This is a genomic window from Hyphomicrobium methylovorum (assembly GCF_013626205.1).
Taxonomy (GTDB): Bacteria; Pseudomonadota; Alphaproteobacteria; order Rhizobiales; family Hyphomicrobiaceae; genus Hyphomicrobium_B; species Hyphomicrobium_B methylovorum.
On the sequence record NZ_QHJE01000001.1, the window covers coordinates 946,277 to 972,703 of the forward strand.

Annotated in this window: 19 protein-coding genes; 9 read left to right on the forward strand and 10 right to left on the reverse strand. The window is 60.0% G+C overall.

What is annotated here, in order from left to right; all coding sequences use genetic code 11:
* Positions 1 to 2: 2 nt before the first annotated feature.
* From DLM45_RS04755 to DLM45_RS04775, 5 genes are all read right to left on the reverse strand, one after another.
* Complete coding sequence (locus DLM45_RS04755) at positions 3 to 563, reverse strand: hypothetical protein (RefSeq protein ID WP_181335881.1); 561 nt, start codon at positions 561 to 563, stop codon at positions 3 to 5.
* A 199-nt stretch (positions 564 to 762) separates the two neighbouring features.
* Positions 763 to 1,680 carry an HAD family hydrolase gene (locus DLM45_RS04760; RefSeq protein WP_181335883.1) on the reverse strand — a complete coding sequence of 306 codons (918 nt, stop codon included), beginning with the start codon at positions 1,678 to 1,680 and terminating at the stop codon, positions 763 to 765.
* Positions 1,681 to 1,751: 71 nt separating this feature from the next.
* Positions 1,752 to 2,651, reverse strand: a complete 900-nt coding sequence (locus DLM45_RS04765) for a formate/nitrite transporter family protein (protein ID WP_181335885.1) — start codon at positions 2,649 to 2,651, stop codon at positions 1,752 to 1,754.
* 6 nt (positions 2,652 to 2,657) lie between these two features.
* Positions 2,658 to 3,314 (reverse strand): TlpA disulfide reductase family protein, encoded by a 657-nt coding sequence (locus tag DLM45_RS04770; RefSeq protein ID WP_181335886.1) that lies wholly within the window; start codon positions 3,312 to 3,314, stop codon positions 2,658 to 2,660.
* Positions 3,315 to 3,370: 56 nt separating this feature from the next.
* On the reverse strand, positions 3,371 to 5,110 hold the full coding sequence (locus DLM45_RS04775) for a glycosyltransferase family 39 protein (RefSeq protein ID WP_343062238.1): 1,740 nt from the start codon (positions 5,108 to 5,110) through the stop codon (positions 3,371 to 3,373).
* A gap of 83 nt (positions 5,111 to 5,193) precedes the next feature.
* On the opposite strand from DLM45_RS04775, the gene pyrE reads away from it, so the two are divergent.
* Complete coding sequence (gene pyrE, locus DLM45_RS04780; protein WP_181335890.1) at positions 5,194 to 5,772, forward strand: orotate phosphoribosyltransferase; 579 nt, start codon at positions 5,194 to 5,196, stop codon at positions 5,770 to 5,772.
* 89 nt (positions 5,773 to 5,861) lie between these two features.
* Positions 5,862 to 6,533 carry a dienelactone hydrolase family protein gene (locus tag DLM45_RS04785; RefSeq protein WP_181335892.1) on the forward strand — a complete coding sequence of 224 codons (672 nt, stop codon included), beginning with the start codon at positions 5,862 to 5,864 and terminating at the stop codon, positions 6,531 to 6,533.
* An 85-nt stretch (positions 6,534 to 6,618) separates the two neighbouring features.
* On the opposite strand, the gene DLM45_RS04790 is transcribed toward DLM45_RS04785, so the two are convergent.
* Complete coding sequence (locus tag DLM45_RS04790) at positions 6,619 to 8,094, reverse strand: TadE/TadG family type IV pilus assembly protein (protein ID WP_181335894.1); 1,476 nt, start codon at positions 8,092 to 8,094, stop codon at positions 6,619 to 6,621.
* 399 nt (positions 8,095 to 8,493) lie between these two features.
* Between DLM45_RS04790 and ahcY the strand changes: the two genes are divergently transcribed.
* The 7 genes from ahcY to trxA all read left to right on the forward strand — a co-directional run bounded on the left by ahcY (position 8,494) and on the right by trxA (position 22,122).
* Positions 8,494 to 9,903 (forward strand): adenosylhomocysteinase, encoded by a 1,410-nt coding sequence (gene ahcY / locus DLM45_RS04795; RefSeq protein ID WP_181335896.1) that lies wholly within the window; start codon positions 8,494 to 8,496, stop codon positions 9,901 to 9,903.
* A 223-nt stretch (positions 9,904 to 10,126) separates the two neighbouring features.
* Positions 10,127 to 12,607 carry a sensor histidine kinase gene (locus DLM45_RS04800; protein WP_181335904.1) on the forward strand — a complete coding sequence of 827 codons (2,481 nt, stop codon included), beginning with the start codon at positions 10,127 to 10,129 and terminating at the stop codon, positions 12,605 to 12,607.
* A 35-nt stretch (positions 12,608 to 12,642) separates the two neighbouring features.
* A complete protein-coding gene (gene tsaE, locus DLM45_RS04805) occupies positions 12,643 to 14,187 on the forward strand; it encodes a tRNA (adenosine(37)-N6)-threonylcarbamoyltransferase complex ATPase subunit type 1 TsaE (protein ID WP_181335912.1) in 1,545 nt (514 codons plus the stop codon).
* A 30-nt stretch (positions 14,188 to 14,217) separates the two neighbouring features.
* Positions 14,218 to 14,976: a nucleotidyltransferase family protein gene (locus tag DLM45_RS04810; RefSeq protein ID WP_181335914.1), complete on the forward strand. Its 759-nt coding sequence runs from the start codon at positions 14,218 to 14,220 to the stop codon at positions 14,974 to 14,976.
* Entirely contained in the window at positions 14,977 to 18,099 is a 3,123-nt protein-coding gene (gene addB / locus DLM45_RS04815) for a double-strand break repair protein AddB (protein ID WP_181335916.1), read from the forward strand.
* On the forward strand, positions 18,096 to 21,692 hold the full coding sequence (addA, locus tag DLM45_RS04820) for a double-strand break repair helicase AddA (RefSeq protein ID WP_181335918.1): 3,597 nt from the start codon (positions 18,096 to 18,098) through the stop codon (positions 21,690 to 21,692). The genes addB and addA overlap by 4 nt, the downstream gene beginning before the upstream one ends.
* Before the next feature lie 97 nt (positions 21,693 to 21,789).
* Entirely contained in the window at positions 21,790 to 22,122 is a 333-nt protein-coding gene (gene trxA / locus DLM45_RS04825) for a thioredoxin (protein WP_181335920.1), read from the forward strand.
* An 82-nt stretch (positions 22,123 to 22,204) separates the two neighbouring features.
* Here the strand turns inward: trxA and DLM45_RS04830 are convergent, their stop codons facing one another.
* The 4 genes from DLM45_RS04830 to DLM45_RS04845 form a co-directional block, all read right to left on the reverse strand.
* Complete coding sequence (locus tag DLM45_RS04830) at positions 22,205 to 22,804, reverse strand: cysteine hydrolase family protein (RefSeq protein WP_181335922.1); 600 nt, start codon at positions 22,802 to 22,804, stop codon at positions 22,205 to 22,207.
* A 37-nt stretch (positions 22,805 to 22,841) separates the two neighbouring features.
* A complete protein-coding gene (locus DLM45_RS04835) occupies positions 22,842 to 23,237 on the reverse strand; it encodes a DUF779 domain-containing protein (protein ID WP_181335923.1) in 396 nt (131 codons plus the stop codon).
* An 82-nt stretch (positions 23,238 to 23,319) separates the two neighbouring features.
* Positions 23,320 to 24,840: an aldehyde dehydrogenase gene (adh, locus tag DLM45_RS04840; protein WP_181335925.1), complete on the reverse strand. Its 1,521-nt coding sequence runs from the start codon at positions 24,838 to 24,840 to the stop codon at positions 23,320 to 23,322.
* 216 nt (positions 24,841 to 25,056) lie between these two features.
* Positions 25,057 to 26,421 (reverse strand): bifunctional folylpolyglutamate synthase/dihydrofolate synthase, encoded by a 1,365-nt coding sequence (locus DLM45_RS04845; protein ID WP_181335927.1) that lies wholly within the window; start codon positions 26,419 to 26,421, stop codon positions 25,057 to 25,059.
* Between the last annotated feature and the right edge of the window lie 6 nt (positions 26,422 to 26,427).

Sequence of the window (26,427 nt, forward strand, 5' to 3'; positions counted from 1 at the left end):
CTTCAGTTCACGTCAGCGGAGGCGATCGGTTCACCGAGTTTGCGCGGGTTAGCCGCGAGCGAGTGATTGACGATCACCCAGATATTATTGCGGAACGCAAACTCGATGTTGTAACGGCCGCCGAGCAGACTGCGCGTTCCCTTGCGCTCGCCCGTGACGCGATAAAAAACGATGCCGTCGATTTTCGCCGAGTTGCAGCCTGGCGTGACATTGCTAGACACAAACTTCACTTGCGGATGGCGCGGCAGAAATCCGTCGTAATACGTCTGGATCGCCTGTTTGCCCTTCAGCGGCGTGCTGTCCTTGCTGGGCACCAGTGTGCCGTCTTCGGCGTAGAAGGCCGCGACGCGAACAGCGGTCGATGTTGCGACGCCGGTTTTCCAGAGGTTTAAGAGCTGCATGGCTTCGACGCGCGACGGCGTTTTGCAGTTTGCGTGCGGATCGGATTCGGCGTGGGCGCGGATCGACATCAAAATCGCGGCAGCGACCACGACAGCCGTCATAACGCCGATGACACGAAGCCTGTGCGAAGCGACGGATTGTTTGGATACAGATGCGGGCATGGCGCTCTCCTTATCCTCGGCTTCTGCTCGACGGGGTATCAATTCACCGATCGAGCCGGACGCGGATGCAGTCGATCCGACGCCCATCGTTCACTGGCGATCCTAATTTAACACAAACGCATATTGGGAATGGAGCGCCGTTCTCGCAAACAATTCCTTTCAAGGGCCATTCGAATTGAAGTATTTTGAATGAGTTGCATCAGCCCAATGCCTTAACTTCTTCCTTCACACGAATGTCGGCGATGATCCGATCAAGGAGAAGTGTCGTGCGCCTGAACAGGTCCGAACCTTTGCGGTAATCGGCGCCAGCGTAGAAATCGCAGCGTCCGGCCTTGAACAGCTCCACGCACTTTGCATCGCTCTCGCCGGGTTCATGAACGGCGACCGCGTGGCCGCCGTTCTTCTTCAGCAAGGCCATGCTGGGCACGTCCGTATCTCCATCGCCGAAATAGATGAAATTCGAAAACGGGATCGGCCGTTTGCTTTCCGGCATGTGGGCATTGATGCTCTCGCCCAGATCCTCGATGCCTTTGTTGATGCGAAAGAGATATTGCGTCTTGCCGGTATCGGAGATGACGCGCTTCGGAAACGGAAGGTCGTAGGCTTCGAACCAGTACTCGCTCGCAAATACGTTGGAGAAATGCTTGTAGATTTTCGTGCCTTCGATGATTTCGACGAGGCCCGACGAAACGAGATAATGGCGAACTTCAATGCCCGCGCCGCCGGGGCGTTTGTGCACGTAGGCGTGCATCGCATCGAACCAGCCTTCGACGCCGGGATAGAGTTCGACATGCTTTCCCTGCGCGACGAGGTCAGCGCGGTCGATGCGAACATCGAGCTGCTTCGCCTTCTTGTAGAGCAAATGCATGTAGGTAATCAGCGCGTCCGCGCGCTCGGCCTTGGACACCCGTGTGCACTCGGCCCAAAACTCTTTCGGCTCAATGCCGAGCTTTGGCAGGAAGGCATATTCCTGCATGGGCTTCGGCGAGAGCGTGCCATCGAAATCGTACACCAGAGCGATGACCTGCGGCGACGGCGAGGACTCCTTGCCTGCGCTTTGCGCGCGGCGACCGACAGGTGGCGCCTTCTTTCCGCGCTTGCTCGACCGTTCGACCATCTCCGCCTCTCCCTCGACTTGTAGGGCGGAGAAAAGCGCGATTCGCGGCTGGTGACAAAGCCGTGCAGGGCTTAGGCGTCAGGATCGGCGTAAATTTCTTCGCGCACCTGTGCGTAGCTCAGCACCGAGAACAGGACCGTGCCGCCGAACACGTTTCCGGCCAGGGTCGGCAGGAAAAATCCGAATATCGCCATGTCCCAGGTGATCTGGTGTTGAAGCAGCGCGTAGAGCATTTCGACGCTGCCCGCCACGATATGGGTGAAGCCGAACAGCGCAATCAGGTACGTCAATAACGTGATGACGATGAACTCAACGCCAGCGGTCGCGGAGAGTATCCAGACCAGCGCGGCGATCAGCCAGCCCGATCCGATGCCCCTGGCGAACATCTCTAACGGCGTATTGCGCATGACGTTGTCGACAATTTCCATCAGCGCGCGACCGACGTCTGGTGGAACGATGGGGAGCCACGCAAGCGCCAGCGCGAAGATGAGACAGCCCGTAAGATTGGCCGCGAGCACCAGTCCCCAAAGACGCAGCATTTTCAAAAACCAGAATAGCTGCTTGCGGGCGATGACAGGAAGAACAGCGGTCAGCACGTTTTCGGTGAAGAGCTGCTGATGTCCGAGGATGACGATGAGGAAGCCGACCGCGTAGCCGAGCTTCGCGACGAGCGTGCTCCACTCGGAAGCGGGAAGATGAGCCGCCAGTGCCGCTTCCGTCAGGAATGAAAACCCGATCGATATGCCGGCCGCGACGCCCGACCACCAGAGTGCGGACATAGGGCGGCGAAGTTCGATCTCGCCCTGAATGCGAATAATCTCGTAGACGACCGCCGGGCGATGACGAACGGACTCGCGAACCTGCTGGCGTTCCTTGCGGGTAAGCCCGGTGCCCGGACGCTGATCGCCTTTCGGCGCATCCGCAGGAGCCGCCTTTCCGCCTTTGGTCTCGTCCGCGCCGGGCTTCGCCATGTCAGCTCAGTGTTTGCAATCCGGACCGTGCACATGGCCCGGTTCACCGTGATCGTGTCCGTGGTCATGATGGTCGTGGCTGTGATCGTGTCCGCAGCCGCAATCGTCACCGTGTTCGTGCTGATGTTCTTGGGGGTCAATCAGCGCGGCCCCGAGCTTGCGCTCGATCGCAATCGACATCTCGCGTGGGCTATCCTTGTCCTCGATCAGCAACGCCATGACCTCGGCGCCTATGCGAAGATCGTCGACCGCTCCGAGATAATGGCGACGAAGACGACCCTGGCGGTCGAACAGCAAAATTGCGGGCGTACCCTGCAATTCATAGGCTTTCATCGTTTCGGGAAGCTTTTCGCCGTCAGCCTTGTCGAGCGCTACGGGAATCGTGATGCCGTTCTCCTGGAGATAGGCTTCGATTTTTTCCGGTGTTTGCTCAGCGAATTTTTCGAAAGCCATATGCAGGCCGAAAACCGCAACCTCGTCCTCGGCGAAGGCGCGGCGCAAGCGCATAGCTTGTGGCAGGCCATATTTCTGCGAGCCGGGGCATTCGAGTTGGCAGACCGTCACAAAGACGACTTTGCCCTTCTCTTCTTTAAGCGTTCTCTTGCTGTCTGAGTTCAACCAGCGCGACGCAATGATTTCCGGGGGGCGTTCGGGATTGAACATCGGCGATATTCCTCAGTTTTAAATACGTGCGCGCGCGTGTGGCGATCGCACCGAACTCAATCGCAATCTCCGACCTTTTCAGGTCCCGCCGGAACAGGTGCAGTTTGGCAGGCCAACTGCTTCGGCACAACGCACGAGGCGCCAGCTCCGGTTCTATAGATGCGAAAATAAAGCGGACACCCGCGCATGACATTATAGGCTGAGACGCAGCCTACGGGCTCGGGCAGTGTTTTGTGCGCTTCGATTTGAGCCGCGGCGCGAACCTCATGATCCCATCGGTCTTCAACGACGGTGACGGCTGTACGCGGCCCTGCCAGAGCTTTGGCTATAGCTTCCGGGGTCTGGCGTTCCACATCCACGCCCAAGCCAAAGCGGGCGGACGGCTCACGGAAGCCAGCAACAACCAGCTCGTCGGCCGGACACGATGCTATCGCATGGGCGATTTCGCGAGAGGGCCAGATCTTTTCGATCGAAGGCAGAACTGCGCCGAGCAAGGTCACTGCGAAGAGCGCCAACGCGATGACACCGGTTACGGCCCAGCGCCGCAACGCGCCCTCGCGGCCTTGCTGACCGCTGAAAATGAAGAGCGACGCTACGAGTGCAATGGCGGCGGCCACTCCGGGGGCTGGCACTTCACCCGAAAAGCCATACACGCCGAAGAATACCGCGAGCGGAAGAACGCACAGAGCCGTTGGCCAGATGGAGAATACGCTCCACTCCGGCCGTTTTCCGTCGCCATTTTCGTTGACGACAACGAGTGCAACTGCGAGCGCAAATGCCGGAAACATGGTTTGCACCATGTACGTTCCGGGCTTCGACGACAGTGCTTCGAGATAGATGAGATAACCTATCGGCCAAGCGAGAAGGAAGCGCGCGAGCTTCTGATCCCGGTCTGCCCAAAAGCGCTTCAGAGCGGTGCCAATCAGCGCAGTTCCGGGAAGAAAGCCGAGCATTGCGGCGAGAAGGAATGTGCCGGGAAATGCACGGAGCTTCATGTCCTGCGCGCCGCCCAATGCACCGAGAAACTCTCTCCAGCCCATTCCTGCGAACGGCGTGCCGTCTTGGTGCGCGCGAACGAGCAGCCACGGCGACGCAATCGCCAGCGCTATCGGCAGACCGACTAGAGGGCGCAGACGCTTCAGCCACGAAAGATCGCGGTCCATTGCGTAAAGAGCGAGGATTGTGACGATGACGATGATCGGCACGAGAAGCGCGTTTATCAGTACGCCCAGACCCAGCGCCGCCCAAAACAGAAGTGCAATCCGCCAGTCGTCATCCTTGGCGTAGAGCCGCGCAAGCGCGAGCATCGCGACGGTTGCGGGAAGTAACGATAGCCCTTCAGCAATGGCGAGTGTCGAAACCAGAACTGTCAGCGGCGCGACCGCGAAAAGCGCTGAGGCTATGAGCGCGGCTTCGTTGCCGACAAGGCCTCGTCCCAGCCAGAAGAGAGCCAGCACAGCGAGCGTAACGAATATCAGTGACGGCAGCCGGTAGACGACGATCTCACGCGCCTCGGCGTCGCCCGCCAGCCAGCGGCTTGCGCCCTGTGCCCAGAACGTGCCGATCGGGCGGTATTGATGGACGACAGAACCGTAACGGGGGTCGCTCCAGGCGCCGCGCTCCACCATGTCCCGCGTCGTTTCCGCGTAGACAGCTTCGGTCCGATCGACGGCCGGAAGGCGGACCACGCCGGGCAGATAGATGGCGAGACAAAGCAACAGGAGCGCCAGAGACGCCAACGCCGGCCGTGACGCGAGCACGGCCCAACCCTCGAACAGCGAGCGGCGCCGCTCCACCACTATAATCCCCCAACTTGACAGGTTTTTCGATCCGGTGTTTGCGCATCTGGGCAGGAAAACGCAAGAGGCACTAAAACCGCATGGCACAAAATCCCTCAGAACGGAGCGCTGACCGCTCTCGGCTGGTCGAAATCATCAACGCCCGGTCGTTCCAGGAGGGGCCGGCGATCAAGCTCGCGTCCGGCAAGACATCCACGTTTTACTTCAACATGAAGCCCACAATGCTGGACAGCGAGGGCGCTTTCCTTATCGCCAGCCTCATTCTCGATCAGCTCGAGGGGGTCGACGCCGATCTCGTCGGCGGCCTCGAAATGGGCGCCGTGCCGATTGCTTCGGCGGTTGCGGCGGTCGCGCACACCCGCAGGCGCAATCTGCCCGCCTTCTTCGTCCGCAAGCAGGCCAAAGAGCATGGAACCCGCGCGCTCGTCGAAGGCTTAGCCGAGGGCGACAGCATGGCCGGGAAAAAGGTCGTCGTCGTCGAGGACGTGACGACAACCGGTGGATCGGCGCTGAAAGCCGCTGAAGCGCTCAAGAGCGAGGGGGCGACAATCGTCCGCGTTATCACGGTTGTGGATCGTCTCGACGGTGCGGCCGAAACGTTCAAATCCGCTGGTCTCGATTTCGTGCCGCTTCTGACGCTGGCCGACTTCCGGAGTTGATCGCGGCCCGACGGCGTCCGTTATTGAACGGCTACGCTGCGGCGATTAAACAAGACGCTCGATACCGGCTTCAACTGCGAAGGCTTGACATGGGTACACGAATTCCGTTCACGCAGCCCGACGGAAAAACGGCGGAAGGCTATCTTGCGAGCGCTGGAAAGGCGAACGCGCCGGGTGTTGTCGTCATCCAGGAATGGTGGGGCCTTCAGGACCAAATCAAAGGTCTGTGCGACCGGTTTGCGCTTGCGGGATACGACGCGCTTGCTCCCGATCTCTACAGCGGCACCGTCATTCCCTACCACGATACGGAAGCTGCGGCGCGCGAGATGAATTCGCTGAACTTCCTCGAAGCGACAGATCAGGCTGTGCGCGGCGCTGCACAGTTTCTTCTGCGTGGCAGTTCGAAAGTTGCCATTGCGGGATTCTGCATGGGCGGGGCCGTCACCGTTATCGGAGCGTGTCGCGTACCTGAATTCTCGGCGGCCGTCACGTTCTACGGCATACCGCCGGAAGAGGCCGCAAAGCCCGCTGATGTCCGCGTTCCGCTACAAGGACACTTCGCCAATGATGATGATTTCGCGAGCCCCGAAAAGGTCGATGCGTTCGCAGCCGCGATGAAAGCGGCGGGGAAAAATTTCGACCTCTACCGCTACGATGCGAGCCACGCATTCATGAACGAGCAGCGCACTGTCCATGACCGCGCTTCGGCGGAAGCCGCGTGGGGACGCGTGCGCACGTTTCTTTCACAGCACATTGGTTAGTGCGCTTTTCGCGTTTCGTTATCTGGAAAACAAAAATGGGGACGCCCGGTCAGGCGTCCCCATTTCGTTTGTTGGACAGTGATGCTTACTGCGAAAGATAGAGCGTCGAGATCTTCAGAGCGATGTCGCGGAAAGCGGCCTTCAGCGCGTCGCCTGTTGACGACTGATAGAAGTGCGACGCGTCGGTTGCACAATTCGACAGCGTATCGATTGCTGTGGAGTTTCCGCCAAGCTGGAAACCGACCGTGTAGATCTCGATATTGTCGTTCTTCTTCATCTCTTTGCAGATTGCCTTGGCCTGCTCGGAAGACGACGTTGCATTCACACTTGAACCAGCGCCGGTTTCGGTTGTCGTGACGCCTTTGCTGTCGTGCTCGCTGTTGAATTCGCCGTCGGTCATCAGGATGGCGATTTTTTGCGTGTTCGCCGTTTTGTAAGCCGTAGGCTTGCTGATGGCTGGCATCTTGTCTGCCCAGTTCGGCGCCAGCATGTAATATGTCCATGCCGTACCGACGTGACCCGCCGTTGCGCCCTTTGCAGCCAGACTCGAGATACGGTTTTTCAATTCCGTTTTGTCGTTAGTCATCGGCATGACGGTTGCTGTCGAGGCGACGACGCAGTTTCCATCATCGGTGAATTCGCGCAGGATGTAATTGCCGCTTGCCGGCTTTGCGTCCGTGTAGATCTTACCGGGGCGTTCCGCGACGCACGGGCTCGGCTTGTACGTGTAGTTCGTCGTTCTGTTATTTTTCTTCACCGAATAGACAACGTTCGATGGGGACGACGTCTGAGACTGTCCGGTTGCGAACTGGAAGAGATCCGCAGTCGGGCGGACGTCACCAGAGAACGGAACGATCGCCACGCGTGATTTGAACTTGCTCTGATCGGCCCAGACAACAATGTCGACCAGGTCTGCGGCGGCGGCCTTCATCGCATCGAGCTTCGTCGCCGATGCGCAAGGAGGCTGCGAGTCGCTTGGGGCGCGATCACACATCGAGCCCGAGATATCGAGCATCATCGAGATTTCGAGGTTGAGTTCAGCGTTGCCGCCAACCGCGAGAACGGCCTTCGAATAGTCGGTCCCATCTGCATGCAGGATCGGCAGCGACTTCGTACCGGCGAGGCCCATGAAGGGCGTCTTGACGGTGGCGTTGCCAATCGTGACGACGGCAGTCGCCTTATCGGCGATCTGGAAGTTGATCGTGTCGTTGTAGACACCGATGCGGTTCTGAACGGCCTGACTATAGTAGGCGTTGGCAACGGCAAGAGCAGCGTTCTGATCGCCGCCGTTGGTCTGGAGCGCGCGCGCGGCTGCAAGCACGGCCGCGTCCGTCGCTGCGATCGTCTGACTGCGTGCGTTGATAAAGCGACCGTAGTCGACCGCGAGCCCGATCATCATGAAGATTGCGAGCGCCATCAGGCCGAACAGCATCGCGACGTCGCCGCGCGTGTCTTTGGAAAACCGCTGGAAGGGTCGCGCTGCTCGCCGAAGAGAAACCTTCACATAGAGAAAAGCGGAGCTCGGCTGCGCCGGCCGCCCAGAAGCACCACCGATTTCCATCTCGAGCTCCTCAGAGTTGTACTGAGGGGGACAATAATACGAACGTGATTTAAGACGAATTAATACGATTATTGGTATTTTCGAACTATATTAACATCTTATCAACGGAATATACTGTGTTTTATCGAACGAATTAGTATTTTGTTATCCATTAATATTTGATTAAACACATCCTATACACGCGCACCAGGCAGGGTACTTCAGAGCGCGTAAATGAACCATCTCCTCCGCAAAGACATAAAGAGTTGCTTATGTCTTGTTGCGTGGAGCGGCCCGGTTCGATATAGCATCCCCCGCAGGTCCCAAATTCTCGCTGGCATCAGCGATCGGCTCCCATCCGCCGGCGCTTGGCCTTCAGCCATTTAAACCGCGACATCCGCCGTCGCCCAAGGAGACTATATGAGCGCGAAATTCTCCGACTACATCGTCAAGGACCTCAGCCTGGCCGATTGGGGCCGCAAGGAAATCGCCATTGCTGAGACGGAAATGCCCGGCCTGATGGCGACGCGCGCAGAATATGGCCCGTCAAAGCCGCTCAAGGGCGCGCGCATTGCCGGCTCGTTGCATATGACCATTCAGACGGCTGTGCTGATCGAAACGCTGGCCGAGCTCGGAGCGGACATCCGCTGGGTGTCGTGCAACATTTATTCGACGCAAGACCACGCTGCGGCTGCGATCGCCGCTGCCGGTATTCCGGTGTTTGCGTGGAAGGGCGAGACCCTCGTCGAATACTGGAACTACACACGCAAGCTGTTTGAGTGGGGTGACGGCGGCGTGCCGAACATGATCCTCGACGACGGCGGCGACGCAACGCTGTTCATCCATCTCGGTGTTCGCGCCGAGGGTGGCGACACAGCATTCCTCGATAAGGCGACCTCGGAAGAGGAAGAGGTTCTGTTCGCTCTCATCAAGACGACGCTGGCCGAGAAGCCCAAGGGCTGGTTCGGCACGGTCGCCAAGGCGATCAAGGGCGTGTCCGAGGAAACGACGACGGGCGTGCATCGCCTTTATGAGATGCAGAAGAGCGGCACGCTGCTGTTCCCGGCGATCAACGTCAACGACAGCGTCACGAAATCGAAATTCGACAACCTGTACGGCTGCCGTGAAAGCCTCGTCGACGGCATTCGCCGCGGCACTGACGTCATGATGGCTGGCAAAGTCGCCATGGTTGCGGGCTTCGGTGACGTCGGCAAGGGTTCGGCCGCTTCGCTCAGGAACGCTGGCTGCCGTGTCATCGTCTCGGAAATCGATCCGATCTGCGCGCTGCAGGCGGCGATGGAAGGCTATGAAGTCGTGACGATGGAAGATGCCGCGCCACGCGCCGACATTTTCGTAACCGCGACGGGCAATAAGGACGTCATCCGGCTCGAAGATATGCGGGCGATGAAGGACCGCGCGATCGTCTGCAACATCGGCCACTTCGACAATGAAATTCAGGTCGCTGGCCTGAAGAACCTCAAGTGGACGAACATCAAGCCGCAGGTGGACGAGATCGAGTTTCCCGATGGCAAGCGGATCATTCTGCTTTCGGAAGGCCGCCTCGTGAACCTTGGCAACGCCATGGGACACCCCTCGTTTGTGATGTCGGCGTCCTTCACCAACCAGACGCTGGCGCAGATCGAGCTCTTCACCAACGAAGGCAAGTACAAGAAGGAAGTCTACACGCTTCCGAAGCTTCTCGACGAAAAGGTGGCTCTGCTCCATCTCGAGAAGATCGGCGCCAAGCTGTCGAAGCTGCGGCCGGATCAGGCTTCGTACATCGGCGTCTCGCCGGAAGGCCCGTTCAAGTCGGAGCAGTATCGCTACTGATTCGAAGCTCGGGCCGCGGACAAGCGGCAAAATACGATCAAAACGGCGGCACTGGGGGAACACTCCGGTGCCGTTTCGTTTCTGGGAGGTTAGCGCGCTGGCGGGAGCACGGTGGCCGTCCCATACTCGCCGTTGATTCGGGGTGAACGGGGGCGATCACCAACCGGGCGTGCGTGCGCCCGGTGGCCGGCACCCGAATAACTTGCGGCTGCAACGGAATTTCATGCGCGCCACACTACATAGCCGGAAGATCTCCACGCGCGGGCAACTCGCGCTGCTGCTGTTTGCGGCAATGAGCTTTGTTGCGACGCTGCTTACGAGCCTCGTATCCCGAGATGAGGTTACGACGAGCGGCTTCGACATTCGCACGGTGCTGCTGCTCGCTATCGGAGCCGGTGCGCTCGTGCTGATGGGCAGCGTGATCTGGCACAAAGGGAGCGTTGCCAAGCGCGAGGCGAGAACTGCCAAAGCAGAAAGCCTGCAGCTTCGCCGCAACCTCGCCGCGGCTGAAGCCATCATACGCGCTGAACCTCAGGTGCTGATCTTCTGGGAACAGGGCCAAGCCGTTCGCATCGTATCGCACACGCTGACTGATGTTGCGGGCCTGCCGGAGTCGCATACGGAAATTCTACGCTTCGGGCAGTGGCTTGAAGCTGCCTCAGCGCATAACCTCAAAGCGGCGCTCGATACGTTGTTTGTGGACGGCCGTTCGTTCAGCGTCATTCTGAAGACGATCGAAGGCGGTATCCTTGAAGGAGAGGGCCGCGCCGCAGGCGGACGCGCCGTTCTGCGTCTCAAGGATATTTCGGGGTACAAGCTCGATATTGCGCGCATCGACGAGCGTCACTCCAAGCTTGCACGAGACATCCGCTCCAGCCGCGCGCTTCTCAACACGCTGACGATGCCCGCATGGCTTCGCGGTTCCGATGGCCGTCTCGTTTGGGTGAATGCGGCCTATGTCGCGGCAGTGGAAGCCGACAGCGAGTCGGAGGTGCTGGAGCGCCAGATCGAACTTCTCGAAACGCGGCAACGCAAGGCCGTCGTGAAAACGATTGCTGCCGGTGACAGCTACAAAGCGCGTGTGCATCTTGTTGCCGGGGGCGAGCGCAAGGCGCACGACGTGGTCGTGCTTCCGGTTGAGAACATGACCGCCGGCGCGGCTATCGACGTGACCGAGATCGAGACAGCGCAGGGCGAACTCGACCGCCAGATTGCGGCCTATGACCGAACGCTCGATCGCGTTGAAACGGCTGTTGCGATCTTTAATTCCGAGCATCAGCTCGTGTTCTATAACGCGGCATTCAGGCGGCTTTGGTCGCTCGATCCGGACTGGCTTGCGACGCAGCCGACAGACAGCCTGATCATCGATCGGCTGAGAGAGATCGGGTTGCTCGCGCCTGTCGTCAGCCACCGCGAATGGAAGGCGCAGATGCTTGCGTGCTATCGCACGGGCGTGCCGCTCGAAGACGTTTGGCACCTCACCGACGATCGCATTCTCCGGGTTTTGGCAGAGCAACGGCCAGATGGCGGCGTGACGTTCCTCTTCGTCGACGAGTCGGAGAGGTTTGCGCTTGAAGCCCGTTACAACGCGCTCATCGACGTTCAGCGCGAGACACTGGAAAGCCTCAATGAAGGCATCGCCGTTTTCGGCACGAACGGTCGGCTAAAGCTCTTCAACAAAGCATTTTGCGACATCTGGAAGATGCCCGCACGCAAGCTGGCGGAGCTTCCGCACGTCGGCGAGGTGATCGCCGCGGCGCAGACGCTTCATCCCGACGCGGATACGTGGCTGCGCATCGGACGGGCGGTAACGGCCTTTCTCGATGAGCGTGAGACGTTTTCGGGTCAGATGATCCGCAGTGAAGGCGCCGTCATTGACTATGCGCTGATGCCTCTGCCGGACGGCGCGACGCTTCTGACGTTCGCCGACGTGACGGACGCGAAGCGTGCCGAGCGTGCGCTCGTTGAACGCAACGAAGCGCTGGTGGCGGCGGATCGTCTGAAGACGAATTTTGTCGGGCATATTTCGTATGAGCTGCGTACGCCGCTTGCCAGCATCATCGGGTTTGCCGAGCTGCTCGCGAGCCCATTCATGGGTCAGCTCAACGAAAAGCAACGCGAGTACGTCGCCGATATCATGACGTCGTCGAAAACGCTGCTCGCGATCATCAACGACATTCTCGATCTCGCGACGATCGACGCGGGCAGCATGGAATTGAAGCTCGAGCCTGTTGGCGTGCGCGCGCTCATCGATGCCGCCATTCTCGGTATTCGCGAACGCGCCGTGCGGTCTCGACTGACGATCGACATTGCGGTCGCAGACGACGTGAATGAATTCATGGGCGACGAAGCGCGTATGCGCCAAGTGCTTTACAATCTCCTGTCCAATGCCGTCGGTTTTTCCAAGCCAGACGGCACGGTGAAGCTCACCTGCTGGCGCGAAACTGGAAATATCGTCTTCCGGGTCGAAGACGACGGCATCGGCATTCCGAAGGATCAGATTTCCCGTGTATTCGAGCGCTTCGAAAGCCGAAGCCGGGGGTCGGAGCACCGCGGTGCGGGGCTTGGTCTTGTGATCGCCAAAAACCTCGTCGAGCTTCATCACGGGCAAATTGAAATTGCCTCGGAAGAAGCCAAAGGCACGCGCGTCACCATCCGTATTCCCGAGCAGGCGATCGAGCTTCCCAAGAGCCTGCGCGCATGACACAAGGCAGGCGGGCAGTTTAAATTCGGCGTTCTATGACGAATTCATTTCAGTTCCGCGACCTGACGGAAAGCGAGACGATACGGCTCGCCGGAGAAATCGCGTTTCTCGTGCAGCCCGGCGATACGCTTGGGCTCGAAGGTGATCTGGGAACCGGGAAATCGACGTTTGCGCGCGCCTTGATCCGCTCGCTTGCTGACGACGGGTTGCTTGATGTGCCGAGCCCGACGTTCACGCTGACGCAAAGTTACGAGACGCGGCGCTTCGACGTTGCGCATTTCGACCTTTATCGTCTGACGGAACCTGATGAACTCGACGAGCTTGGTCTCGATGCCGCGCTCAGACGCGGGATCGCGCTGATCGAATGGCCGTCTCGCGGTGGCAATCGATTGCCGCCGGAGCGCTTCACGCTGCGCTTTGAAGAAGGCCGCGCGGACAACCGGCGGAACGTGACGCTTCGGGCACCGGCCGAGCTGATGCAGAGGCTTGCGCGCTTTGCGGCTATTCGCACTTTTCTCGAAACTAACGGTTGGGGCGAAGCGGACACCTCTATTGCATATCTGCAGGGGGACGCGTCGCCTCGCCGTTACGCACGATTGACGAAGGCTGACGGAACGCGCGCGATCCTCGTCGATTCCCCTCGCCGGCCTGACGGTCCGCCGATCCGTGACGGCAAAGCCTACAGTGCAATCGCGCATCTCGCAGAAGACGTCGGCGCCTTCGTCGCCGTGGGCAATGCGCTTTCGACTGCGGGTGTTTCGACGCCGCGCATCTTCGCAGAAGACTTGGATCAGGGCCTACTGCTCATCGAAGATTTCGGAGACCGCGTGTTCGGCGGTCTCGTTGTCAGTGGCGCCGCCGATCAGCGGGATTTGTGGCAGCGCGCGACCGATACGCTCGCGGCTTTGCAAGCGGTCGCACCACAGCAACGCATTCCAATCAGCGATGCCCGGACGTTCGTCATCCCCGAGATTGATCGTGACGTGCTTGCAATCGAAACCGAGTTGCTTGTCGACTGGTATTGGCCAGCCCTTCATGGCCGCGATGCGACGCAGTTGGAGCGGGATCGTTTCAGCGCGGCGTGGGCGCCTGTTTTTCAGCGTATGCTGGCGGCGCCGCGAACGTGGTTGCTGCGCGACTATCATTCGCCCAATCTCATTTTACTCGACAGGCCAGCGCCGCGCGATGTCGGCATCATCGATTTTCAGGACGCCTTGATCGGGCCCGCGGCCTACGATCTCGTATCGCTGCTGCAGGATGCGCGGGTTGATGTGCCCGCAAAATTAGAGCGTGAACTGATCGATCATTACGTCGGCCTCGTTTCGCAGCGCGACCGCACATTCGATGCGGATGCCTTTCGTGCTATTTACGCGGCGCTCGGCGCGCAGCGGAATACGAAGATTCTCGGCATTTTCGCACGGCTGGCAATTCGTGACGGAAAGCGCCAATATCTGGCTCACATGCCCCGGATCTGGGGGTATCTCGAACGCAACCTGCAACACGAGACGCTGCCAGATCTTGCTGCGTGGTATGATGAGAACCTGCCGCGGCATCGGCGGACCTCGTCCCTAACAATCTAACGCGTTTTTTTTTTCCGGAGACCTTTCGCGATGACATCTCCGAAGCGTCCGACCCGTGCGTTTTTGCTGGCGGCCGGAAAAGGCGAGCGGATGCGCCCGTTGACGGATACGCTGCCTAAGCCACTCGTGCGTCTTGCCGGAAAGCCTCTAATCGATCACGTGCTCGACCGGCTGGCCGAGGCAAAGATCGAGCATGCGGTCGTGAACGTTCATTATCTGGCGGATCAGATCGAACGACACCTCGCCGACCGCGCTGCGCCAACAATTCAGATTTCCGACGAGCGTGATGCATTGCTCGATACCGGCGGTGGTGTGGTGCGGGCGCTGCCGCTGCTCGGAGCGGACCCGTTTCTGATTCACAATTCTGATTCCGTCTGGATCGAAGGTTTCGGCTCTAATCTCGATCGGCTGATCGATGCGTGGGACGAAACGAAGATGGACAGCTTGCTGCTCATGGCGCCGATGGCGACGAGCATTGGCTATTCCGGCCGCGGTGATTTCGCGATGGACGCGGAGGGGCGGCTGACACGGCAAGGCGGTGGCGCGCGGCTGGCACCGTTCGTTTTCGCAGGCGTTTCGATTGCGCATCCGCGACTGTTCGATGGCGCGCCAGCAGGGCCGTTTTCGCTCAATCACGTTTGGGATCGGGCGCGCGCTGCGGGTCGGCTTTTCGGCCTCCGTCTCGATGGTCTTTGGATGCATGTCGGTACGCCTGAAGCGGTGATCGAAGCGGAGAAAGCAATCGCAGATTCAGCGAAGCCCGGCTCGGTGTCGCGAGGTGCCGGCTAGATGACACGGAATGTCTTCACTCTTCCGCCCGGCGTGCCGTTTCTTCGTGCACTTGCGGACGCGATCCTCTCAGGCAATTTGCCGTCGGCGGGTGGGGCGCGCCCGGAAGCACTTGCCCTTCCAAATATCACGCTGCTGCTGCCGACGCAGCGGGCCGTGCGTGCGGCTCGCGAGGCGTTTCTTGCGGCAGCTGGTGGTGAAGCAATCATCATGCCCCGCATTCGGGCGATATCAAAAGGAGACGAGGATCTATCACTGATCTCTAGTCTCTCCGACGATGATACCGGGCTCGGCGCCGCTGCCTTGGAACAGCCTCCGGCAATCGATCCGATGGACCGGACATTGCTGCTGATGCAGCTTGTTGCCCGTTGGCGGGATGGACTCGATGCCGACACTGACGGCGGGCGCGTATCGGGGTCGACACCCGCACAAGCTGCGCAGCTCGCGGCGGAACTCGGCGGGCTCATGGACAATCTCGAACGCGAGAACGTATCGCTGTCGGGCATCCAGTCTCTCGTGCCCGATACGCATTCGAAGCATTGGCAGAAAACGGTCGATTTTCTGAAGATCGTGACCGAGTGGTGGCCGCTGCATTTGGCGAGCGCCGGTTTGATGTCTCCCGAAGCGCGCCGGAACGCCTCTATTCAAGCCGAAGCCGAGCGCATCGCAACGTCGAAGCGCGATGACGCCGTTATCGTTGCTGGCGTGACGGGATCCATTCCTGCGACGGTCTCATTGATGCGCGCTGTCGTCGAACGCCGCAACGGAGCGATTGTGCTGCCTGCGCTGGACCAGACACTGGACGAAGAGAGCTGGCAGGCGATCGCGATGCATCCTGAGCATCCGCAATTCGGTTTGAAAAAGCTGATCGACGCGCTTGGGGTTGCGCGCGGTGAGATCGAAACGTTGCCGGGTATCAAGATCGGCATAAAGGCGCAGAAGCGGACCGAATTCTTCAACGAAGCAATGCGGCCCGCGGCGACGACCGAGAAGTGGCACGACTACATCGCAAACGCGGATCAGACAGAAATCGAAAGCGCACTCTCTGGCGTGTCGCTCATCAACGCGCCCTCAGCGCAGGACGAAGCGGAAGCCGTAGCGCTGATCTTGCGCGAAGCGGTCGAGACGCCGGGACGTACAGCGGCTCTCGTTTCGCCGGACCGCGTGCTGGCGCGCCGTGTTGCAGTTCGGCTGGAATCCTGGGGCATTCGCGTTGATGACAGCGCCGGACGGCCGTTTGCCAAGACTGTTCCCGGTGCATTCCTGTCGCTGGTTCTCGATGCAGTGGTCAGCGATTTCGCACCGGCCGAAACGATGGCTCTGCTGCGTCATCCGCTGTGTCGTGCGGGGCTGAAGCCGTTCGATATTCGCAAGTTTGCGCGCGCGCTCGAGATCAGCGCATTTCGTGCGCCGTACCTTGGACGTGGCCTGGACGGTATTCGCGCTGCTCTCGACAACGCGGAAAGTCAGAGATTTGACGGGCAGCGCCTGCATCGCGCTGCACAGCGATTGTGGCCCGATGATCGTAACGGGGCACGCGATCTGATCGTTCGGCTGACCGCCGCCTTCGAACCGCTGACAGCGCTCTATGCGGAGCGGGGTGAGCGGCCGCTTAGCGATTTCGCGAGAGCCCATGCGCAAGCAGCGGAATCGCTTGCGGCGCTGCCCGACGATGAAGTCACGTCGCCGGAAGATGGAAATCCGCTTTGGCAAAAAGAAGCCGGTGACGCTGCCTCGACGTTCTTCGCCAAAATTCTCTTGCCGGAAACGCCGTCCGTTGAGATTTCTGCCGCCGACTACGCAGATCTTTATGCAACGCTTCTCGCACGCGAAAACGTGCGTGAACGCGGCAACTTCATACATCCGCGCGTTTCCGTATGGGGTCCATTCGAAGCGCGTATGCAGCAACCGGATGTGCTGATCCTCGGTTCGCTTAACGAAGGCACGTGGCCGGAGCCGTCCGATCCTGGAGCTTGGCTCAACAGGCCGATGCGGGATGAGCTCGGCATGCCATCGCCCGAGGAAGCCTCGGGGCGTGCTGCACACGATTTCGTTTCGCTTCTCGGCGCGGAGACCGTGTATCTGACGCGCGCCGAAAAAGTCGATGGCGTGCCGACTGTTCCGTCACGCTGGCTGATGCGCGTTTCGGCGCTCCTTTCGGGCGTCGGATTGTCGAAACTGCTCGATGCCGACGGGCGCTGGCTGCAATGGGCGCGTGCGCGAGACCGGATCGATGCCGCGCGCCGAATAGAGATTTCGCCGCCCTCGCCTGTTCCGGACGTTGCGCTGCGGCCGCGGCGCATGAGCGTCACGCAGATCGAGCGCTGGACTGCAAATCCCTATGCGATCTATGCGCAGAAGATACTGGAACTCGATCCGCTTCCGCCCCTCGGTGACTCTCCCGACGCGAGTTTGCGCGGACGGCTGGTGCACGATGTGCTCGCGCGATTTGCGAAAGCGCATCCGACGGTATTGCCTGCCGATCCCGCCGGAGAGCTGACGACAATCGCGATGGATCTGTTGAAGGAATACACGGGCCATACTCGGATCGCCGCGTTCTGGATGCCGCGATTGAAACGGTTTCTCACGTGGTTCGCCGAGGGCGAAGCAGCGCGGCGCGAGAACGTTCGCACAGTTATTGTCGAAACCAACGGCAGCCTTGTTCTGCCGCTCGGTGCGGACAAATTCACATTGACAGCGCGTGCAGACCGCATCGACGACATCGGCACCGCGCTTGTTATCACCGACTACAAAACCGGTGCCATTCCTTCCGACTCGGCCGTGGCGGAGGGGCGTTCTCCGCAACTGCCGCTCGAAGCAGCCATCGCACTTCAAGGAAGTGGGTTCGAAAACATACCGGGAAACGCCATCGCAGCGCTGCGATACATCCGGGCACATGGCGGAGAGCCGCCGGGTGAAGAGCGCATCGTCAAGGGCGACGCCGAGGCGCTTGCCAAGGAGGCGCTTGCCGGGCTCGAACGTCTGATCGCGAAATTCGCCGATCCCGCCACGCCGTACCTTGCCGTTCGGCGTCCCGGTTACAATTACATGTACGATGAGTACGCGCACCTTGCGCGCGTCGCCGAATGGTCGGCTCACGTTGAAGCCGAGGCGACATCATGACGATCAAAGCCGACGTTGCGCTCGAAACCAAACGTGTCCCGATTGAAACGCTTGTCGCGGAGACGACGCAGCGGCAGTTGCTCGCCGCCGATCCTGCCGGTTCCGCGTGGGTGAAAGCGAACGCGGGCACCGGTAAAACGCACGTTTTGACGCTTCGCGTGCTGCGGCTTCTGCTTGCTGGAACCAAGCCCGAGCGCATTCTCTGCCTGACGTACACAAAGGCGGCGGCTGCGGAGATGTCGCGACGTGTGTTCGACGTGCTCGCAGAATGGGTGACGGCAAGCGACGAGAAACTTACCGAGGATCTAACCAAGACAACCGGTTCGCGGCCCACTGCTGAAACGCTGAAGCTCGCGCGGCGGCTATTCGCGAGTGCCATCGAGACGCCTGGCGGCCTCAAGATTCAAACCATCCATGCCTTCTCCGAACGGCTACTGCAGCGCTTTCCGCTGGAAGCCGGTGTGCCACCTGATTTCAAAGTGCTCGACGATGCTGCGGCTAAGGAGCTGAAGGCGGATGCCGTTTCGCAGACGCTACTGGATGCCACGTCGGCACCTCAATCCGCACTCGGCCGCGCGCTTGACGTCATCATTCGTTACGCAACGGACATTCAGTTCGACGCACTTATCAACACCGCCGTTGAAGAGCGGAGATGGCTCGATGTTGCGAGCGGGCGGGAATACGAGGATGACGATTTCGCAGCGATCGATGCCTATTTGCGTGAATCACTCGGCGCACGCCTTGCGATCACTTCGGACAATATTTGCGCGGAGTGCGCCGATGTTCTGTCGCCAGCCGAACTGCGCGAGATCGCAGATCATCTCGCGACGGGGCTCGCAACGGACACCAAGAATTCTCTTCTTCTTAAAACCGCGTTGGCTGCGTCGGATCCCTTGCGCCGTCTCGAAGCGCTGCGCGGATACTTCATCAAGAAGGATGGCGATCCCCAAAGCAAGGTGATGACCAAAGCGTTGGCAGCAAGCAGGCCGGATTTGAATAGCCGCTGCCAGGACGCGCAGGAAAAGTTTTTCGCGCTGTTGCAAGAAATGAAAGCGGTTGCGCTCGTTGAAGCGTCGATGGCGCTGCATACGATTTCGCGCGTCGTGCTGAAGCGATACACGAAAGCACGCGCGGACTCGGGTGCGCTCGACTTCGCCGATCTCATTCTCAAGACGAGAGCCCTGCTTGGCGGCAAAGACGGCGAAGCGCAGTGGGTGCTGTTCAAGCTTGACGGCGGCCTCGATCACATTCTGGTCGACGAGGCTCAAGATACGAGCCCCGAGCAGTGGCAGATCATCAGCGCGCTGGCCGAGGAATTCTTCGCCGATAGCGCTCGCGCGTCGGAAACACCGCGAACGGTCTTTGCAGTTGGTGACGAAAAGCAGTCGATCTACTCGTTCCAGGGTGCAGATCCGAAGCGGTTCGCGGAAGCCGGCACGCGCTTCGCTCGCCTAGCGGAAGGCGCGAACCTCGCATGGCGGCCGGTGGCGCTGACGATGTCGTTCCGCACGGTTGCGCCGGTTCTTGCAGGAGTCGATAGCGTTTTCGCCGATACGACGCGGACGCCGGGTCTGACGATGGGCGACCGTGTACCGGTGCATAGCGCGATCCGGCTGGGCGAAGCCGGACTGATCGAACTTTGGCCGACGGAAAAGAAAGACGACAAGACTTTCGCAGACCCATGGAGTCCACTCAGCGATGCGAGCGAGCGTTCTCCTGAAAATCGCCTCGCGGAGCGGATCGCCGGTACGATCAAATCGTGGATCGACACGAAAGAAGTGCTCATCGCGGCGGGACGGGAAATTCGCTACGGCGATATCCTGATCCTTGTGCGCAAGCGCGCTCCGTTCGTTGCGCCGATGGTTGCCGCTCTGAAGCGACTGCAGATTCCTGTGTCGAGCTCGGACCAGCGCGCGCTGACGGATCAGATCGCCGTTCAGGATCTTATCGTCCTTGGTGATTTCCTGACGCTTCCGGAAGATGATCTTGCACTGGCGACGGTTCTCAAAAGTCCGATATTCGGCCTCGATGATGACGACCTGCTCGCCATCGCGCCGAAGCGCAAGGGAACGCTGTGGAAGGCGTTCATCGAAGCGGCGGAGACAAACGTCCACTACAAAGAGATCTATGAAACGCTGAAGGGCTGGCGCAGGAAGGCAGACTTCATTCCGCCATTCGAATTCTATTCCGAGATTCTCGATCGTGATGGCGTGCGCTTCAAGATGCTGCACCGGCTCGGGCCCGAAGCCGCTGACGCGATCGATGATTTCCTCGATGTCGCGTTGAAATTCGATGATCGCACACCGCCGTCGCTGACACGTTTCCTTGCCGAACTTCGGGAGACGAACCCCGCAATCAAGCGCGACATGAATCAAGGTCGAGACGAAGTTCGCGTCATGACCGTGCACGGCGCCAAGGGGTTGGAAGCGCCGATCGTATTCCTGCCGGATACGTGCTCAACGCGCTCGGGCGATCAGGGCGCGCGGCTGATGAAGCTTGCGCAGGATGGCGAGCCTTCGGCCGACCGCACCGAGCCAATCGTTTGGTCGATCAAGGGAACGTCCAAGCTCGCAGCAATTCAGCGCGCGCAGCAAACGCGGGACGAGTTGGAACGTGACGAGCGCAACCGCCTGCTTTACGTAGCGATGACGCGTGCACGCGATCGTCTCTACGTGTCCGGTTTTCAAAGCGGCAATCTGCGTGACGACTGCTGGTATAGCTTGATCGAGCGCGGACTTGAGCCGCTGCTAACGGACGTCGATCTCGGCAACGGGCGCACCGTGCGAAGGTACGAGTCGCAACAGACGGCGAAGCCCAAAGAGAAAGCGAAAGAAGCCGCCGCCGAAGACGTCATCGTGGGGCTGCCTGACTTTGCGTCTCGAGCGGCGCCTGTGGAACCCAAGCTCTCCATCCCCTTAGCGCCGTCGCGACTTGAACCTTACGCGCCAGATGCCGAGGGCGAGCCGATCACGCAGCCGCGGCGGACGGCGACGGATTCTCGCGATGCGCCCTCTCCGCTCGCGGCGAATTCGGAAATCCGCTTTTTGCGCGGAACGTTGACACACGCATTGCTGCAGCATCTGCCCGACGTTGCCGAAACGGAGCGCGAACGGGTTGCAGCGGCCTATGTCGCACGGCGTGGCGAGAGCCTTAGCTCCAGCGTGCGCGCGGGGATCGTCAAGGAGACGCTTGCGATCCTTTCCGCGCCGCAGTTCGCGGCCCTGTTCGGCGCCGACAGTATGGCCGAGGTGCCGATTGCGGCCGTCATTCCGCGTCCACCAGGCAAGAAGGGCCCGGCGCTCGATCTTTCCGGCCAGATCGACCGGCTTGCGGTGACGGATCGAGAGGTTCTGATCGTCGACTACAAAACGAACCGGCCTCCGCCCGCGGATGTCGGCTCCGTGGCGGACGCATACCTCTTCCAGCTTGCGGCTTATAGAATGGCTCTCAGCCGGATTTACCCGGGCAAAACCGTTCGGGCGGCCCTGCTTTGGACGGACGGGCCCCGAATCATGGACGTTCCGGCTGATGTTCTGAACGCCTGTGAATCACGCCTGTGGGACCTTGATGTCGAGAGCCTTGACGCGTCCTGAGCCAATACCTACTTGTGGCATCAGGTTTTCGGCATCGAAGGAACGACTGCCGTAACGCGGGTCGATTTTGTCCCCCCGGCCCGGATTGGAGAAGAAAATGGCCAACGCTGTAACTGACGCGAGCTTCGACGACGAAGTTTTGAAGTCCGATGAACCCGTTCTCGTGGACTTCCACGCAACTTGGTGCGGGCCCTGCAAGGCCATGGCGCCCGCTCTCGATCAGGTTGCCAAGGAGCTGGTTGGTAAAGTCAAAGTGGTCAAGGTCGACGTGGATGAGAATCCGCGCGTTACCGGCACCTATGGAATTCGCGCAATGCCGACGCTGTTGATTTTCAAGGGCGGCAAGGTTGCTGCGCAGCACACGGGCGCAATCGTGCAGAAGAAGAAGTTGGAAGACTGGATCAATTCCAGCGTTACCGCTTCTGTCTAAGCACGAGTTCGTAATCTGAATTGAGAAAGGCCCCGCGCACTTGCCGGGGCCTTTCTTTGTTTCAGCGGGTGGATCGTTGCGATCAGGGCGCTATGTCTTCCTGCGAGGGAACGACCACAGCGAAGAAGTCATGCAGCGCGGCGAGGCTCGCGTTATGCAGGTCTTTCGAGGCTACGACGCCGCCCGTCGGGTTGGGCAACGAGCGCGTTGCCGTAGCATTGCCCACGACAGTTGCGTTGTATCCATGATTGAATGCGGCGCGCGCAGTGGAGTTGACGCAAACGTGCGTCATGAAGCCGACGATTGCCACGTCCTTGACGCCCAGCGATTTCAGCAGGCCATCAAGGTTCGTTTTCTCGAATGAACTCGGATAGTTTTTGACGACGACGGGTTCTCCTGCCGCCGGCTTTACGACGTCGGCAATCGCGCCGATCGGCGCGGCGACATCGTAAGGCGAACCGGCGCCTGCATCGTGCTGGATATGAATGACAGGGCGCCCCGCGTCACGATAGCGTTGCAGAAGCTTCTGACATTCCACGAGCGCGGGCTCGACGCCATCAAGCTCCATTACGCCTTCGCGATATGTGTTCTGACAATCGATCAGAATGAGAGCTGAGTTACCGATGGTCGTCGGCGTGTGGCCGAGGCCGGCGACTTCACGAAGGGTCTTGGATGCAGTCATGATTGTGTCTCGTTCCAGTCAGAGATTTGCGGATTGCTCAAGCAGGCGGATGGTCAACGCCGGTCGGCGGCGGCCCGATGGTGTCGAGCTGATCGTTCTCAGCATCGGTAAAAACGCGCGAGCGCGTCAGGAAGCGCACGCCTTCGGGCGACTCGACAGAAAATCCGGAGCCCCGCCCCGGCACGACGTCGATCACGAGGTGGGTATGCTGCCAGTATTCAAACTGAGACTTTCCCATGTAGAACGGCTGTCCGCCGATGTCGCCCATGTAGACGTCCTGCGCGCCGACTTTGAATTCGCCCCGCGGATAGCACATCGGCGAGCTGCCATCGCAGCATCCGCCCGACTGGTGAAACAGCAAAGGCCCGTGAAGCCCTTCGAGCTTGCCGATCAGATTCAATGTGTCCGGTGTCGCCGAGACGCGATCAACCATCGCTAGCCTCCATTCGTCCGTGATGCGAAAAAGGGCACGCGCCATTTACGGCGCATGCCCTCTAGATAAGATCAAACTCGCCTTAGAAGAAGCCCAGCGCCTTCGGGCTGTAGCTCACCAGCATGTTCTTGGTCTGCTGGTAGTGGTCGAGCATCATCTTGTGCGTCTCACGGCCGATGCCGGACATCTTGTACCCACCGAACGCCGCGTGAGCGGGATAGGCGTGGTAGCAGTTCGTCCAAACGCGGCCAGCCTGGATGGCGCGGCCCATGCGATACGCGCGCGTGCCGTTGCGGGTCCATACGCCAGAGCCGAGGCCGTAAAGCGTGTCGTTGGCGATGGCGAGCGCTTCGGCGTCGTCCTCGAACGTCGTGACAGCGAGGACGGGTCCGAAGATTTCCTCCTGGAACACGCGCATCTTGTTGTGACCTTCAAGCACGGTCGGCTCAACGAAGTAACCGTCAGCGAGTTCGCCGCTGAGGCTTGCACGCTTGCCGCCGGTCAGGACGCGTGCGCCCTCGCCCTTGCCGATTTCGACGTAGCTCAAGATTTTCTCGAGCTGATCGTTTGAAGCCTGGGCGCCGATCATCGTTGTTGCGTCGAGCGGGTGACCCTGCTTGACCTTGACGACGCGTTGCAGAGCGCGGTCCATGAACTTTTCATAGATCGAACGCTGAATGAGCGCGCGGCTCGGGCAGGTACACACTTCACCCTGGTTCAACGCGAACATCGTGAAGCCTTCGAGGCACTTGTCGAAGTATTCGTCGTCCGCTTCCATAACGTCAGCGAAGAAGATGTTCGGAGACTTGCCGCCGAGTTCAAGCGTGCACGGAATGATGTTTTCCGATGCGTACTGCATGATGAGGCGGCCGGTCGTCGTCTCGCCGGTGAACGCGATCTTTGCGATGCGCTTGTTCTGCGCGAGCGGCTTTCCGGCTTCGACGCCGAACCCGTTCACGACGTTGATCGTGCCTTCCGGCAGAAGATCGCCGATGATGTCCATCAGAACCATGATCGACATCGGCGTCTGCTCGGCCGGCTTCAGCACGATGCAGTTACCTGCGGCGAGTGCCGGAGCGAGCTTCCAGACGGCCATCAGGATCGGGAAGTTCCAGGGAATGATCTGACCTACGACGCCGAGCGGTTCGTGGAAGTGATAAGCGACCGTATCGTGGTCGATCTCGGAGATAGAGCCTTCCTGCGCGCGAACGCAGCCAGCGAAGTAGCGGAAGTGGTCGATGGCGAGCGGAATGTCCGCGTGCGTTGTTTCGCGGATCGGCTTGCCGTTATCGATCGTCTCAACGAGTGCGATTACGTCGAGATTTTCTTCCATTCGATCGGCGATCTTGTTGAGCACGCGCGCGCGCTCAGCAGGAGATGCGCGGCCCCATCCTTCGCGCGCCTTGTGCGCAGCATCGAGCGCGAGTTCGATGTCTTCAGCGGTCGAGCGTGCGATTTCGCAGACGGGCTGGCCGGTGATGGGGGTGAGATTGGTGAAATACTGACCGCGTACGGGCGCTACCCATTTGCCGCCAATAAAGTTGTCGTAGCGGGGCTTAATGACCTGACGGCCTTTCAGCTTATCCATAGCAACATGCTGCATCGCTCATTTCCTCCAAATCGTTGCCGCTTGTGGCGTATTCTTGGGCGGGACTTTAGCGCAAAGGGGGGTGCTCGTACTAGAGAAGTAGTCTTGGTCATTAGTCGGGACTGAGGTGCAGCTGGCGCGGAGGCCGGCTGCCCGCCAATGATCGATAGACCATCGCAAGTCTGCTGCGTGGCTTCAAGCGGGCATTATTAGTGTAGCGGGTGACGGCTCTTAAGACTCGTCCGCGCTGGCGATTTGCTGCTGCAGCGTGAGGACGTATCCAGCGAGGTAAAGGGAGCCGAAGATCATAATGCGCTTCGGACCGGGCGGGAGCGATGCAATCGTCTGCAGGGCATCAATCACGTTTTCGCGATCTATAGCCTGCATCCCGGCGCTCCGGGCAACCTCTGCGAGGTGTTCCTGATCGTGCGGTGTCTCACTCGCTCCGGGGATCGGCACGGTGTAGATCGCGCGCACGAGGCCACGGAACGGGGCCAGGAAGCCCAGCGCATCCTTCTGACCCATCATGCCGACAATGAGATAGACCGGCTTGGGTGATTTCTCGTCGAGCATCGCGAGCGTATCGGCCAGCACATCGCCCGCGGCGGGATTGTGCCCACCGTCAAGCCACAGCTCGGATTCGCTATCGAGGAGTTCGAGGAGCGGACCGGAGACCAGGCGCTGCATGCGCGCTGGCCATTCGACAGTTTTAAGACCCTGCTCGATGGCGCGTTCGTCAAGCCCGAGCGACGGAAGCTTCTCATTCAGTGCGAGGGCCGCGGCGACTGCCGTTCCGCCGTTGACGATCTGATGACGGCCAATGAGGGCCGGGAGCGGAAGGTCGAGCAACTGGTCATTGCGCTGGACGATCAGGCGGCCGGTCTGCTCGTAGGCGTCGAAGTCTCGGCCCCATACCGTCAGATCGCTACCGACCGCGCGGGCGCGCGCCTCGATTACGGACAGTACTTCTTCCGGTTGCAGCGAAATGATGCCGGGCGCACCGCGCTTCAGGATGCCAGCCTTTTCAGCCGCGATCTTGCTGAGCGTTGGCCCGAGCTTTTCGGCATGGTCCATCGAGATCGGCGTGATGATCGTCAAGGCCGGATCAGAGACGACGTTTGTCGCGTCGAGACGACCGCCTAACCCGACTTCGAGGAGCACAACATCGGCCGGCCTTTCCGAGAACGCGAGGAACGCCGCGGCGGTCGTGATCTCGAACTGCGTAATGTCATCTCCGTCATTGACGGCCTGCACACGCATCAACACGTTGACCAGCGTGTCTTCGTCTATGGGACGCGAAATTCCGTCCGCACCGGCGAGCGAAATACGTTCGTGAAAGCGAACAAGATGGGGCGAGGTATAGACGTGTACGCGCTTGCCTGCGGCTTCCAGGAAGGCGCGCATGTACGCCGTGACGGAGCCTTTGCCGTTGGTTCCGGTGATATGGACGACAGGCGGAAGCTTGCGTTCGGGATGGCCAAGCTTGCCGAGGAGTTGCTCCACCCGACCGAGCGAGAGGTCGATCAGCTTCGGATGCAGCAGCGTTAAATCCGCCAGCAGTTGATCGCTCGACGGGAGGGTCTTCGACTGAGCCATGGCGAA

Excerpts from the sequence above, each read along its gene's own strand:
- DLM45_RS04755 (WP_181335881.1), bottom strand. The coding sequence starts at position 563 with ATGCCCGCATCTGTATCCAAACAATCCGTCGCTTCGCACAGGCTTCGT.
- DLM45_RS04760 (WP_181335883.1), bottom strand. The coding sequence starts at position 1,680 with ATGGTCGAACGGTCGAGCAAGCGCGGAAAGAAGGCGCCACCTGTCGGT.
- DLM45_RS04765 (WP_181335885.1), bottom strand. The coding sequence starts at position 2,651 with ATGGCGAAGCCCGGCGCGGACGAGACCAAAGGCGGAAAGGCGGCTCCT.
- DLM45_RS04770 (WP_181335886.1), bottom strand. The coding sequence starts at position 3,314 with ATGTTCAATCCCGAACGCCCCCCGGAAATCATTGCGTCGCGCTGGTTG.
- pyrE (WP_181335890.1), top strand. The coding sequence starts at position 5,194 with ATGGCACAAAATCCCTCAGAACGGAGCGCTGACCGCTCTCGGCTGGTC.
- DLM45_RS04785 (WP_181335892.1), top strand. The coding sequence starts at position 5,862 with ATGGGTACACGAATTCCGTTCACGCAGCCCGACGGAAAAACGGCGGAA.
- DLM45_RS04790 (WP_181335894.1), bottom strand. The coding sequence starts at position 8,094 with ATGGAAATCGGTGGTGCTTCTGGGCGGCCGGCGCAGCCGAGCTCCGCT.
- ahcY (WP_181335896.1), top strand. The coding sequence starts at position 8,494 with ATGAGCGCGAAATTCTCCGACTACATCGTCAAGGACCTCAGCCTGGCC.
- DLM45_RS04800 (WP_181335904.1), top strand. The coding sequence starts at position 10,127 with ATGCGCGCCACACTACATAGCCGGAAGATCTCCACGCGCGGGCAACTC.
- tsaE (WP_181335912.1), top strand. The coding sequence starts at position 12,643 with ATGACGAATTCATTTCAGTTCCGCGACCTGACGGAAAGCGAGACGATA.
- DLM45_RS04810 (WP_181335914.1), top strand. The coding sequence starts at position 14,218 with ATGACATCTCCGAAGCGTCCGACCCGTGCGTTTTTGCTGGCGGCCGGA.
- addB (WP_181335916.1), top strand. The coding sequence starts at position 14,977 with ATGACACGGAATGTCTTCACTCTTCCGCCCGGCGTGCCGTTTCTTCGT.
- addA (WP_181335918.1), top strand. The coding sequence starts at position 18,096 with ATGACGATCAAAGCCGACGTTGCGCTCGAAACCAAACGTGTCCCGATT.
- trxA (WP_181335920.1), top strand. The coding sequence starts at position 21,790 with ATGGCCAACGCTGTAACTGACGCGAGCTTCGACGACGAAGTTTTGAAG.
- DLM45_RS04830 (WP_181335922.1), bottom strand. The coding sequence starts at position 22,804 with ATGACTGCATCCAAGACCCTTCGTGAAGTCGCCGGCCTCGGCCACACG.
- DLM45_RS04835 (WP_181335923.1), bottom strand. The coding sequence starts at position 23,237 with ATGGTTGATCGCGTCTCGGCGACACCGGACACATTGAATCTGATCGGC.
- adh (WP_181335925.1), bottom strand. The coding sequence starts at position 24,840 with ATGCAGCATGTTGCTATGGATAAGCTGAAAGGCCGTCAGGTCATTAAG.
- DLM45_RS04845 (WP_181335927.1), bottom strand. The coding sequence starts at position 26,421 with ATGGCTCAGTCGAAGACCCTCCCGTCGAGCGATCAACTGCTGGCGGAT.